This is a genomic window from Flavobacterium algicola (genome assembly GCF_022399565.1).
Lineage (GTDB): Bacteria > Bacteroidota > Bacteroidia > Flavobacteriales > Flavobacteriaceae > Flavobacterium > Flavobacterium algicola.
Map to the genome: position 1 here is coordinate 425,485 of NZ_JAJTUT010000003.1, position 13,436 is coordinate 438,920.

The 13,436-nt window shown below is 32.8% G+C and carries 9 protein-coding genes; 1 reads left to right on the plus strand and 8 read right to left on the minus strand.

Translation table 11 applies throughout. From position 1 onward, the window contains the following. Positions 1-573 precede the first annotated feature (573 nt). On the plus strand, positions 574-1,422 hold the full coding sequence (locus LXH21_RS12605) for a polysaccharide lyase family 7 protein (protein ID WP_317208802.1): 849 nt from the start codon (positions 574-576) through the stop codon (positions 1,420-1,422). Positions 1,423-1,948: 526 nt separating this feature from the next. On the opposite strand, the gene LXH21_RS12610 is transcribed toward LXH21_RS12605, so the two are convergent. The 8 genes from LXH21_RS12610 to LXH21_RS12640 all read right to left on the minus strand — a co-directional run bounded on the left by LXH21_RS12610 (position 1,949) and on the right by LXH21_RS12640 (position 13,318). Then, positions 1,949-2,212, minus strand: coding sequence for a WYL domain-containing protein (locus LXH21_RS12610; RefSeq protein ID WP_239866408.1), 264 nt, complete (start codon positions 2,210-2,212; stop codon positions 1,949-1,951). Between the two features lie 4 nt (positions 2,213-2,216). After that, entirely contained in the window at positions 2,217-5,570 is a 3,354-nt protein-coding gene (locus LXH21_RS12615; protein WP_239866410.1) for an AAA domain-containing protein, read from the minus strand. 281 nt (positions 5,571-5,851) lie between these two features. Further along, the gene (locus LXH21_RS12620) at positions 5,852-7,453 is read right to left on the minus strand and encodes a DUF2326 domain-containing protein (protein ID WP_239866412.1); all 1,602 of its coding nucleotides are present in this window, start codon (positions 7,451-7,453) and stop codon (positions 5,852-5,854) included. After that, on the minus strand, positions 7,437-7,670 hold the full coding sequence (locus LXH21_RS17315) for an ABC-three component system middle component 7 (protein ID WP_394799574.1): 234 nt from the start codon (positions 7,668-7,670) through the stop codon (positions 7,437-7,439). The genes LXH21_RS12620 and LXH21_RS17315 overlap by 17 nt, the downstream gene beginning before the upstream one ends. 1 nt (position 7,671) lies before the next feature. After that, positions 7,672-8,445, minus strand: coding sequence for an ABC-three component system protein (locus LXH21_RS12625; RefSeq protein ID WP_239866414.1), 774 nt, complete (start codon positions 8,443-8,445; stop codon positions 7,672-7,674). Between the two features lie 437 nt (positions 8,446-8,882). After that, positions 8,883-12,230 (minus strand): preprotein translocase subunit SecA, encoded by a 3,348-nt coding sequence (gene secA / locus LXH21_RS12630; protein WP_239866416.1) that lies wholly within the window; start codon positions 12,228-12,230, stop codon positions 8,883-8,885. Positions 12,231-12,317: 87 nt separating this feature from the next. After that, on the minus strand, positions 12,318-12,539 hold the full coding sequence (locus LXH21_RS12635; RefSeq protein ID WP_007138072.1) for a DUF2795 domain-containing protein: 222 nt from the start codon (positions 12,537-12,539) through the stop codon (positions 12,318-12,320). Between the two features lie 209 nt (positions 12,540-12,748). Then, positions 12,749-13,318: a cob(I)yrinic acid a,c-diamide adenosyltransferase gene (locus tag LXH21_RS12640; RefSeq protein ID WP_239866417.1), complete on the minus strand. Its 570-nt coding sequence runs from the start codon at positions 13,316-13,318 to the stop codon at positions 12,749-12,751. Positions 13,319-13,436 lie beyond the last annotated feature (118 nt).

Consider the following 13,436-nt stretch of genomic DNA (forward strand, 5'->3'; position numbering starts at 1 on the left):
GTTATTCGACTGTCACGCTATTTCGGGATTTGAAGTCATTTAAGTAAAAAGGTAAATATTAGGAAGGGTCTTCGACAGGCTCAGACTGACGGATTGCATTGAATCATATGACTTTTTTTATGATACTGTTATCCGACTGTCCCGCTATTTCGGGAATTGAAGTCATTTAATTAAAAAGATAAATGTAGGAAGGGTCTTCGACAGGCTCAGACTGACGGACTGCTTTAAAGCAATATTTTTTATCGAATACTATTTGTCCAACTGTCCCGAAACTTTGGGAGTCGAAGTCTTTTTTATGGGAATAGATAATTCAGAGTAGTTTAGTCTGCCTTTTCTATAATTTATCTCATCACTATTTCGGTCACAGATAAATATTAGGGCTAATGTTTGTTCCTATTCGAGCGATTGAGGCAGTATAATTATCAATGCTGAATTATTTCAATTCAAAACTACAAAATTGGTTAACCAATGTTTTTTTTGTTCCATTTATAGTAGTAGATTTGTCTTTGCCATATTGGTTAACCAGTATGTAAAAAACTTTTCTATACTATTAATTTACCAAATTTATTCAAAATGAAAAACAAAAATTATAATATTCATCTCTTTTTATCTTTAAGTATTCTGTTACTATGTCTCACACAATCGGCAGTAGCTCAGGTTCCTGCAGATTTAATCCGAAATTGCAAACAGTGGTATATTACATATCCTACAGGTAAAAATGTAAATACTATTTGTAACGAACCCAGTAACGAATTTTATTTTGTAAATAAAGATAAAAACGCAATCACTTTTCGTGTTCCTATCAGAAGTGACAATGGTACCACACCAAATACTAGAAACATTCGATCTGAATTGAGAGAAAAAACAGCCGATGGTAAAGAAAATATATTTTGGACTACAGATGGGACGCACCAAATTTATGTAAAACAAGCTATTACTCATTTACCATTAAAGCATCCACAACTTGTCGCCACCCAGATTCATGGTGATAAAGCTGCTGGTATCGATGATGCCATGGTCATGCGATTAGAAGGAAAAAAATTATTTCTATGTTTTAATGGAGGTAAATTACATCCCAATGTAATGATCAAATCTGATTATGTTCTGGGCACTGTTCATGAGGTTATTTTCAAGATAGTTGACGGAAAACATTATTGTTATTATTCCGAAGATGGAAAACTTTTGTCAGCTTACAAAAACGGAACTGCTGAACGTTATTTAATTAAGGACGGAAATAATGATTTTGTGATGGACAAAAATTATGATAAATCTTATTTTAAAGTGGGAAATTATACGCAAAGTAATCCGACCGATGAAGGTGACCTAACGGGTGACCCAAATAATTATGGTGAAGTTGTTGTTTACGATTTCGATGTAGATCATTCAGGTAAAGGCTTTACTACTGCAAAAAGTTCAAAATAAATTTTAAATGCCGGGAATGGCTCTTCCTTAAAGCCAGAGTTCTAGAATACTAAAATCCCGATAATTGAAAAACGAATTACAAGCTTTTGTATAAAGTGGATATTCCACATAAAAAAATGGCAAATGAATTTTATTTCATTTGTCATTTTTTTTATTTTTATGAGAGTGGAAAGTTTCATTAAGAACTCCTCAAAGTCATGTAAAACTTTTATCCTTTGTTAAGTTCGTCGGCTAACTTATCTAAATATCTTATTTTTTTTAATTTGCATACAATTCTTCACTGTTAAAGCTACAGATAAATAGCTGTGCTAACGTTTGTGTATGTATGAGCGATTGGGTTCAGAACTTACAAAATAAGCTCCTGTTTTTTCTCCAAAATTCTATTTTGTACTCATTCGATTATTATTAAATTACTTTGTAGGCACGAGCGGGACGCTTGCGCTAGCGTACGCTCAAGCCAGCGGGGGCAAAACTGCGCGGTCGAATTATGATTCATCGCTGTGCGTATTTACAATTTATTCATTTTTTAAATAATTTCAGCCTTTATAATTCGGCTAATTTTAAAAGTTCGTTCTTCTTGTCTTAGATGACAAAAGGCCTTTATGTGGGCATTAAAAAAACCATCATTTTGAAATTCATTATTAAATCGTATTTGGCTCAGGGTGCGTACGCTAGCCTCACCATCATTATTTTGATAACTTATTCTTATTGTTTTATTTTCGTTGATCGCTCGTGTGATTAATGCTTCGATGTTGTCGTTTGGTTTGTTCCAAAGGTCTAATAATCCCATAAATTTAGTTTTTATTGGCTACAGTATCTGCATAATAGGCTAAGTTAGACAATAATGATTTTCCTCGTTGGTTGTCTTGTAATGATTTGCAAAATCTTTTGTTTCCAATAATATACAAAGCACTACGAGCTCTTGTAACGGCTACATTGATAATGTAAGGCGACAATAAGTTTATAAAATTAATTAAGCTAGGTCTAGCATTGGTGCTTACTACAAGGCTAAAGAGGATAATGTCTTTTTCGTCTCCTTGAAATTTATGTACAGTATCACAAAGGATGTCTTGAGTATTAGGTACTCTATTAAGTTCTCTAATAATTGCCTCTTTTTGGTGTTTGAAAGGCGTAATAATTCCGATACTTGCTTTAGGGTTTTCTTCCCGCAACTTTTTCACTAGACTGATGCAGTTTTCGACTTCTAATGCATTTACATTTTTAGTGGTATCTAGTTGCCCTATAGTATGGACCCAATTCATGCCGGGATTTCCAAATATAAATTGTTCTTTAGTAGTTTTTATATCCAGTTCGTGACCTGCTTTTGGCAGATAATAGTATTTGTTACTAAAATTGATAATATCTGGATGGCAGCGGAAATGTTCTTCGAGAAATGCAGACTTTAAACCAGAGCGTATTCCAAGACTATCGGCATGATTAAACAGGGAATTGTTTACATAATTTAGTATAGCCTTATCTAGGCCTAATTTTTCTAAAACAAAATCTTGCTCATGTTTGGCAACAGAAGTTATGTGTGGTAATTGTAATGGATCACCAATAATAACTGCGCTTTTGGCTCTATATAACAATGGTAGTGCTGAGGCTACATCGCATTGGGATGCTTCATCAATTACAACCAAATCAAATAACTCTTCTTGTAATAGAAATGCTTTCTTGACGGTTAATGAAGTTAAAGAAATAGCTTTGAAAACACTGGTAAACTCATTGGAAACCTTAGCGAAATTATTTTTTTCATCTACCTTCCATGGAATATTATTATTGATTGTTTCCTTGTATTCTTGCAAATATTCGATCATTGCTAATCGATTAGATTCATTAATAGTGTATTTCAAATATTCTCTACCTAATTGGGGTAGTTGGTTTTCTATCTCAAGTATTCTGGCTTCATTATTTTTCTTTTCTGCTATACAGTGTTTTAAACGCTTCTTAGTTTGTTGTAAGTTGGATAAAGCTTGGGAAATATTTATATTATGATTATCATTGGTTTTTTGAACATCCGTTTGAGTCTTAGCCAGTTCCTGAATAAAATTGATATTTGATAAGAGTCCTTGGGCAACTTTAACATCATTAGCAAAATAGGGAGCCTCTTCATCTACATATTTTTGAATATCTTGTTTTAAATCTTCGTTCAAGTCTTTAACTTTTTGAGTAAGTTTTTTTTGCTTAAATATTTTAAAAATAAAACCCGTAATCCCTCCATTTAAACCGCTTTTAAGTCCGTTTCTTAAATCATTGATATCGCTGTTTTTTATCTCTATTTGTAATGCATTTGCAATAAACAACTCTTTAATCTCATTAGGTACACTTTTCAGCCAAATTTCTTTTTCCTCATTAAGATTACTTAATACGTCTGAAAGTTCTACTTCCTTTTTAGTTAAGACTTCGATGGCTTCTATTTCTGCTTGCAAAAAACTTAAAGTACTTAATTGCTGAAGGTAATTTTGTTTGCTAGTAACAAGCTCAGTGGCTAGATTCGGAAAGTTTTTTTGTCTATTATTTTCAATTACATTTTCTATAGCTTTTGTAGCTTCCTTAATATGTTCCGTTGTTCCTAATCTTAAAAAATACTTGGTATCAAGTAATTCATTTAGTCGTTTATACACATTATCAACTGCTTGATTATTTTTACTCGCAAAAAGTACTTTCTTCCCCGCAATAGCTGCATTTGCCAGAATATTTGCTACTACCTGACTTTTTCCTGTACCAGGTGGCCCAGTAATTACCGTAAGTGGTTGTTGAAAACTGAGGGCTACGGCTTTCTTTTGAAATTTGTTTAGAGGTGTAACCTGAATTAATTTTTCTTCGGGAATCATTGTTGTAGCTGGTAGCTTTTTCCCAGTTACAAAACTCTCAAATAAAGTTCCTGAAACGGGTATGCTTCCTTTTACAAACTGATTTAGTTCTGATTGCAATTGAGCGGTAAATATACTTTCAGAACTTAAACCTAGTGAAATAGTCTCTGTTAGGATTAAAGGCGTGTCTAAATAGTTACTAACGGCTGTGATTTTATCTTGTACCGTGTTATTATTAACTACCAATGCTGCAATTTCTTCAATGGTATCTTCAGTCAGATTTAGCTCATTCAGTATTTTTCTATATAAAACAAAGTCATCGAAATTAACATCGACGCTTTTTAGATTCGTTACATCGGAATTTACTATAATGGTATAAAAAAGAGGAACAATGGTACCGTTCATCATTACATTGATACTCAAAAATAGATTCTTGGGAAATCTTTGCGACTGGTTGTTTCGAAAAATTTGATGAAATTGTTCGTGACTTTCAATATTTACAAAATATTGCTCATTTGTCCAGTTTTTCCATTCCATTGGATAAGAGCATACATCACTTACCGAGGACTCATTAATACGCTCAATAGAGATCATCGTACTGTAAAAAGCCATGGCTTTTATCTCCTCTGAAGCATTTGTAACGTTAGGAATTAATTGTTTAATTCTTTCCAATCTAGCAGGCACAATATTGATATTAGACAAAGCTTCATCTATAACCGCTTTTGCATTGTATGAGGAACTGTCGTCAATATTTAAAAGCTTTAATATATTATTGATTTCTATATCCGTCAAATTTAATTTACTGGAATGTAAATCATTAATTCTTCCAATGACATTATTTGCATCTGTGATATGAAAAAATCGTTGGATCTTGGCGGGAATTTCGTTATTGTCAAATTGAATTTCTCTGTGAAATAAAACAATTGAATTAGTGTGGCTCCATTCTACTTTATGATTTGGTTCTAAAATAGTACCTTCCTTGTCAGACAAAAGCAAGAATAACGAATAACGATATGCTTTTACCTGTTGAAATGGATTTCTTGCAATGGCACCACCTGCTACAAAAATAAAATCATTATTTTTTTTTATTTTCCAAGGACCGTTTTCAGAAAAGGTTAATTGTCCTTCGTAATCTTTAAAATCAATTACGATTAAAGCTCCATTCTTAATGAAGACAGCATCTAATGCATGACCTCCAACACTAATATTTCCAATAAAAACGTGATTGCCAGCTATAGTAGCGTATGCTTCTTCAAATCGGTTATTTAAATCTCTAAAAAAAATATTTTCATGAGTCGTTTCAAAACGCTCGACTAGATATGATTGATATGCCATAAGGTTGTATTAGGCCGCTTAAACGGAATTTAATTCTTTTTTAATTTCATTTATTTAGTTTTCAAATTATTAGGTGTTTTTTTATTTAAAAAACTTGTCTTAACTACAGTGTAGACCAAATATTCCATATCTGTAAGCCAACTTTATGCCACTTTGCGATGGCTGGAAGTTCGTAACCGCTCAATTTTCGGCTTAACGAAAACTTGATGCGGAACGATAATTCCACTACATTCCAGCTATATCAAAACAGCGGTTAGCGGATGGACTTTTATTTATAACGGTTATCTCCAATCTTGATTAAATAATTTTCTTGAATCATTTAGTTGGATTACTTTCTTATTTGTTAAAATTTCAATAGATTTTTCACTGTATTTAATTATTCCGTCTAACGAAACGAAAATCTGTTTTTGTTCGGTTGAATATTGCTCAATAATTTTATCAACCGCTGAATCTTCAATATTTTTAAATACTACTGAATCGTGAATTAAAAACGGTAAACAAGTTAATTTTAAAACCACTAAATCAAATTCAATTAAATCAGAAAATGATTTTCCTGTACCTGTATTATTTTGATGGTCGAATGTATATGATCGTTTATTTAATATTATTTTCGGAGTTTTCTTATTTCCAATATGTATTTCTTTATTGATTGTAATTAGTTCTGTATTAATTTGCTCTTCAATGTTTTTCAGAATGCCAGTAATTTTATCTTCTAAATCTAAATTCAATTGTTTTAAATCGCTTGTTACTTGTTCTTTTTCAGTGTAAAATTTATTTACTGTAGATATTTTATTTGATTCAATTGTTAAATCATAAATTTTCTCAACGATAAACTTTGGACTTTTTACATTTTCAAGTAAACTTGATATTTTTAAATCGATTTTAGAGATTTCCTCTTCTATAATATGATTTTCTTCTTCAAGTATTTTCTTTGCATTATTTAATTCTCTTTTTAGAATTGTACCGATTTTATTATGAAAAGATTCTATTTCTTCAATTTTAGCTTCGTTTGTATTTTCAAAAAAACTTGAGAGTTTATTAAAATATTTACTTTTTACACTTCTTTGCTCAAGATTTAATTGTAAGCGGCGAATTTTATTTTGATTAACTGATTGTAATTGCAAAAATTTACTTTTTTCAGTTTTCAATTCTATCATTTCTTTACTTGTTAATTCCTCAATATTTAAAGTATATTGTAATAGATTATCTTTAATGTTTGTTATATCATCTTGTATGCGTCTTAATTCAATTTCATTTTTTTTAAAATCTGTTTTTGTTATTTTCTCAACATAGTTTTTTTTGTGGATGCCTGCGAGTACTTTCTTCGATTCACCATGTTCCTTAATTTGTGCTTCAGTTTTAACTATTGCCTCGTATAAATCAAAGAGTTTTATTAAATTAGTTACTGCTGTTGATTCGGGTTCTTTAGTAAAAGCTTGCAATGGTTTATCTACATTGTAATTATCTTTGCCCCATATTCTTGAAAAATTACTAACGATTTGTCTAAAAGATAAAAACGGATTAATAATATTATATTTTTCTTTAAGTGTTTTTGTAAAAACTTCAACTGTATTTTCTGTTAGAGTGTTATATTCACTATCACAAAATGAAACAATTTCGGGGTTTTCAGTACTTCTTTTGAAGTAATGATTTTCTTTTTCAAATTCAAATTTAAACGAAAATATTTGGTGACCAAGTTGTTTTATAACACCTGAATCATTTGTTAAAAAGGATTTACCGCCAAAAGCAAAATCAACAATCATTAAGAGTGTTGATTTTCCAATTGAATTTGTTGAAATATCATCACCTAAAACTGCATTTAAACCTTTTGAAAATTTTATTGGATTTTCAATGAATTGTTCTGATTTAATTTCTTTTAACATATTTTATAATTTCGTTTTCAAAGTCTATTTCAATTTCATCTAAAATATATAATACATCTAATGAGTATATAAATTCATCTGCATTTTGAAATTTTGATATTGTGTTTGTAAAAAGTTCAGTAATAGATATTTCAGAGTACTCTTGAGCTTCTAAAAGAAAAATCATTTTATATATAATTGATTCTTCAAATTGGATATGTTTATTTGGATATATCATATTATTCGAAGATTTCACAGTTCTGTATGAAATAAGAAATTATTATTTCTGACGATTCATATGATTGATTATTAGTTCGTTTATTTAACCACTCAATCATTGCGTCAAATATTTCTTTCTGATTTTTTTCTGAGTTATGCTTTTTAAGTAATAAATAATGTTGCTTTATCTGAATGGAAATTGTTTCCGTTGTACCTGGTTGAAGGGTATCCAATTCTCTAAATTTTGATTTTACTTGATTAAAGTAATCTTGAATGTTTTTATGTATTTTTCTTTTTACAAGTTTTGTAATTGTCGAGTTTGTTTTTTCGTCAATTGTTTTTGGATTGTAATTTAAAATATCTTCTTGGTTAAAGTCAAAATCTTCATTTGCTAAAAAATCAATTATTTGAAAAATTTCATTTTCTATATTTGAATTTATCCAAATTGATTTTTCTTTTGTGAGTCTGATTAAGTCTTTTTTCTTTTTTACTAAATTTAGGTATTCTTCAAGAGTTCTTGGATTATCGAATTCATTATGACATTTTAAACATAAACAGATTAAATTATGTATGTGATTTAAATCTTCATTTAAAATTTCTTGGTTTTTCAGAATTTCAAATTCATCTGCTTTAGGATTTAAAGGATAAATATGTGCAATTTCATAATCTTTTCTTTTTTTTCCAACTTTGTCACCAATCAAAATTGTTGGACAATTTGGACACACTCCGTCTACTTCTGCAAAAAGTTGAAGTTCATCATATCTTGAAATTTTCTTTCGATTATTTTCTTTCACTTATAGTTTTTTTCTGCATTTTTGGTAGTCTATCCGCTAACTCGTATATATGCGAAAGAAACCTTCGCATACCCACCCAAAATCGAGCATATTTACGAATGTTTGTTCTGCTTCGTTTCTTTCCCAAATATATAATAATATTCAGAATAATCTTAGTTTAATTAATTATCTAATTGTAAATCTAATTCCTTTCTTCAATCCTATATTACGGAAAACCGTAATTACACAAAATAAATATTTTAGCATAGCCCAATAGTCCCGAACTGTCGGGAGAAATTCTCTTGTGGAGTGATCTCGGAATAAAATATTGCTACGTCTCGAAGCCTCAGGAGCGGGAGGGAAGCTGTATTGAAAACCAATCTTTCTGCTTCAAAAAAAAGCAAAAAAAATCCCCAACTACTTTCGTAATTGGGGATTTGCAATAATTAATAAGTGGATTATTTTACAACAACCCATTGACCTGTGGCGATTAAGCTTTCGGCTTTTTTGAATTTCATTTCTTGTGTTTGTCCGCTGGCAACATTTTGAACAGTAACTGTATCGTTGCGATTGATTTTTGGCATATCGCGTACTACAGTTTCTGTTACCTGACGTTGTTGCGTTTCCCCAGCCTCACGGTTGGCAGCTTCGCTAGAAACGATTTCGTCCTTTTGAGTTTTTAAATTCTCTTTCGGACGTGGTAATTCTTTTGCTTCATGAATGATTTCTGGAGCCGATTGCTGTGGTAAATCTCCTTTGAATAAGAAAGATATAACCTCTTTGTTGATTCCGTTAAGCATGCTGCTGAACAAGTTGAAAGCTTCAAATTTGTAGATAAGCAATGGATCTTTTTGCTCGTGAACGGCCAATTGAACAGATTGTTTCAATTCATCCATTTTGCGCAAATGTTTTTTCCAAGCTTCGTCAACAATTGCTAGGGTGATGTTTTTCTCAAAATCAGCTACCAATTGTTTTCCTTGTGATTCGTACGCTTTTTTAAGGTCTGTAACTACGTTCAATGATTTTACACCATCTGTAAACGGAACGACAATACGCTCAAATTGATTGCTTACATCTTCGTAAACATTCGCTATGATAGGGAAAGCTTCTCTAGCAGAACGTTCTGTTTTTTCGTTGTAATATTTTAAGGCTTCTTTGTAAAGTTTCCCTGTTAATTCTGACTCAGGTATTCTTGTGAAATCTGCTTCTGAAACTGGTGACGTGATAGAGAAGTAACGAATGGTATCAAATTCAAATGCTTTGAAGTCATTGGTTGCTTTACTGCTTTGTACTACAAGTTCGCAAGTGTCGTATAACATGTTTGCGATGTCTAGTTTTAAACGTTCTCCAAACAAAGCATGACGACGACGTTTGTACACTACTTCACGTTGTGCGTTCATTACATCATCATACTCAAGTAAACGCTTACGTACACCAAAGTTATTTTCTTCTACTTTTTTCTGAGCGCGCTCAATAGACTTCGTCATCATAGAATGTTGGATTACTTCTCCTTCTTCTAGACCCATTCTGTCCATTACTTTTGCTACTCTTTCAGATCCAAACAAACGCATCAAGTTGTCTTCTAGCGAAACGTAGAATTGTGAACTTCCCACATCTCCTTGACGTCCTGCACGACCACGTAACTGGCGGTCAACACGACGTGAATCGTGACGCTCTGTACCTACGATGGCCAATCCACCTGCTGCTTTTACTTCAGCAGATAATTTGATATCCGTTCCACGACCTGCCATGTTGGTTGCGATCGTTACAACTCCTGGTTTACCTGCATCCTCAACGATTTGTGCCTCTTGCTTGTGCATTTTGGCATTCAATACATTATGCGTAACGCCTCTCATTTTAAGCATACGGCTTAACAATTCAGAGATTTCAACAGAGGTAGTACCAATAAGTACCGGACGACCTGCTTTTGATAATTCGGTTACATCTTCAATAACAGCATTGAATTTTTCACGTGTTGTTTTGTAGATGAAATCTTCTTTGTCTTGACGTGCCATTGGTCTGTTGGTTGGAATCTCCACCACATCCAATTTATAGATTTCCCATAGCTCTCCAGCCTCAGTAACCGCTGTTCCAGTCATACCACCTAATTTGTTGTACATTCTGAAATAGTTTTGCAAAGTTACCGTTGCAAAAGTTTGAGTAGCAGCTTCGATTTTTACATTCTCTTTGGCTTCAATCGCTTGGTGTAGTCCGTCAGAATAACGACGACCATCCATGATACGACCTGTTTGCTCATCGACAATCATAATTTTATTGTCCATGATCACGTACTCTACATCTTTTTCGAATAAAGAGTAAGCCTTTAACAATTGTGTTAAAGTATGGATACGTTCACTTTTGATACTGAAATCTTGGAATAATCTTTCTTTTTCTTCTGCTTCAGCATCTTTATCAAGATTTTTCTTTTCGATAGCTGCGATCTCTGTCCCAATATCTGGAAGTACAAAGAAATCAGCATCTGTATCGCCAGATAGGTACTTAATACCGTTATCTGTCAATTCTACTTGATTGTTTTTTTCTTCGATAACAAAATACAACGCTTCATCAATCTTATGCATTTCGCGGTTGTTATCCTGCATATGCGTATTCTCTGTTTTTTGAAGCAATTGCTTGATACCTTCTTCACTTAAGAATTTGATCAACGCTTTGTTTCTTGGCAAACTTCTGTAAGCTCTCAACAAGACAATACCACCTTCTTTGGTATTTCCTTCTTTGATTAATTTTTTAGCCTCAGACAAAAATCCATTCGCTAATTGACGTTGTAAGTTAACTAGATTTTCGATTTTTGGTTTTAGTTCATTAAATTCATGACGGTCTCCTTGAGGAACTGGTCCAGAAATAATCAATGGTGTTCTAGCATCATCAATCAAAACAGAATCGACCTCATCGACAATTGCAAAGTTGTGTTTGCGTTGTACCAAATCTTCTGGCGAGTGCGTCATGTTATCTCTTAGATAGTCAAAACCAAATTCGTTATTGGTACCATAAGTAATATCAGCGTTGTAAGCTGCTTTTCTTCCTTCTGAGCTTGGTTGGTGATTGTCAATACAATCAACAGTCATACCGTGGAATTCGAAAAGTGGTGCTTTCCAGGTACTATCACGTTTTGCTAAGTAGTCATTCACGGTTACTAGGTGTACTCCGTTTCCTGTCAAGGCATTCAAATACATCGGTAGGGTTGCAACCAATGTTTTTCCCTCTCCCGTTTGCATCTCTGCTACTTTACCTTGGTGCAATACCATACCACCAATCAACTGTACGTCGTAGTGAATCATATCCCAAGTGATAGATTTACCAGCAGCATTCCATTGGTTTTGCCAAACAGATTGCTCGCCTTCAATAGAAACGTAAGGTTTGATACCAGCAAAAACTCTGTCTTGCTCCGTTGCAGTAACAGCTATTTGAGAGTTGTCTTTAAAACGTCTTGCTGTTTCTTTTACTACTGCAAAAGCTTCAGGAAGAATTTCTAATAACGTTTTCTCAGAGATGTCGTAAGCTTCTTTTTCAAGAGCATCGATTTTCTCATAAAGATCTTCTCTTTTATCAATATCTTCTGTAGCTTCTACTTCATCTTTTAACGATTTTATTTTGTCGTCAACAGCAGTACGTGCTTCTTTGATTTGATTTTTAAAGTAATACGTTCTCGCTCTTAAATCATCATGTGATAAAGTGATTAAAGTGCTTTCAAACGATTTTATTTTTTTAAGATAAGGCTGTAACGCCTTAACATCTTTCTCGGATTTGTCCCCGACAAAGGCTTTTAAAATGCTGTTTATAAAACTCATAATAGTTTTTGTTACTGAATTATTTTCATTCTTATGTTTAACCAAAAAAAAAGCCTCAGATTGAGACTTTTTTCTTTGATTTATTTTCTAATATTCGTCCTCATTCCAAAGATAATCTTCGTCAGTAGGATAATCAGGCCAAATTTCTTCCATTGATTCATATATCTCGCCTTCGTCTTCAATAGACTGAAGGTTTTCTACCACCTCTAATGGTGCTCCTGCACGTATAGCGTAGTCAATAAGTTCGTCTTTGTTAGCAGGCCACGGTGCATCACTTAAATAGGATGCTAATTCTAATGTCCAATACATCTTTTTATCGATTTAGTTTTTGCAAAAATAAATTTTTTACTGAAAAATACAAGTAAAAAAAGTTTTTTTTATAATAAATTTAAGAACGTTTGCAATTATAGTTCGATTTTAGCTCTAAAACGTAGCTTCAGATGCTGAAAAATAGCTATTATTGGCAGAAAATTCATATTCTACTTCATAAATGGAAACTGAAATTAGTGATTAAAAAACTATTTTCTTGGTATCCATTTTACCTCTTCTGCTTGTAAGTCAAAAGTCAACTTTCGTGCCAAGACAAAAAGGTAGTCAGAAAGTCGGTTAAGGTACTGAATCGTCAGTTCTTCAATAGGTTCATCGTGGTTCAAATGCACGGCCAAACGTTCTGCTCTGCGACAAACACAACGTGCAATATGACAATATGACACGGTAGTATGCCCACCTGGGAGTACAAAATGCGTCATTGGCGGAAGTGCAAGTTCCATCGCATCGATCTCGTTTTCTAATAAAAGAAGATCACTTTCTATAATACCAAGGTTTTTTAATCGTGGTTGCCCATTTTTTAAAAGCTCTTTTTCTGGTGGAGTAGCCAAAATAGCACCTACAGTAAAAAGGCGGTCCTGAATTTCGATCAAAACTTCTTTATAATGTGTGTCTATTTCTTGGTCACGAATCAATCCGATATACGAGTTTAATTCGTCTACGGTACCGTAACTATCAATTCGTATGTGATCTTTAGGAACGCGGGTTCCTCCAAAAAGTGCTGTGGTACCACCGTCACCGGTTTTGGTATATATTTTCATTATGTGTAATGCTTAAATTCTTTGTGGCTTGATAGCCAAAGAATGTATTTAAATTTGCTGAAGAATTATAGGTGAGAGGCGGAAGCATTCTTTTTACTCTACCAGTGAGAATCTTGAT

Coding starts and splice junctions, on each gene's coding strand:
- LXH21_RS12605 (WP_317208802.1), top strand. CDS start 574: ATGAAAAACAAAAATTATAATATTCATCTCTTTTTATCTTTAAGTATT.
- LXH21_RS12610 (WP_239866408.1), bottom strand. CDS start 2,212: ATGGGATTATTAGACCTTTGGAACAAACCAAACGACAACATCGAAGCA.
- LXH21_RS12615 (WP_239866410.1), bottom strand. CDS start 5,570: ATGGCATATCAATCATATCTAGTCGAGCGTTTTGAAACGACTCATGAA.
- LXH21_RS12620 (WP_239866412.1), bottom strand. CDS start 7,453: ATGTTAAAAGAAATTAAATCAGAACAATTCATTGAAAATCCAATAAAA.
- LXH21_RS17315 (WP_394799574.1), bottom strand. CDS start 7,670: ATGATATATCCAAATAAACATATCCAATTTGAAGAATCAATTATATAT.
- secA (WP_239866416.1), bottom strand. CDS start 12,230: ATGAGTTTTATAAACAGCATTTTAAAAGCCTTTGTCGGGGACAAATCC.
- LXH21_RS12635 (WP_007138072.1), bottom strand. CDS start 12,539: ATGTATTGGACATTAGAATTAGCATCCTATTTAAGTGATGCACCGTGG.
- LXH21_RS12640 (WP_239866417.1), bottom strand. CDS start 13,318: ATGAAAATATATACCAAAACCGGTGACGGTGGTACCACAGCACTTTTT.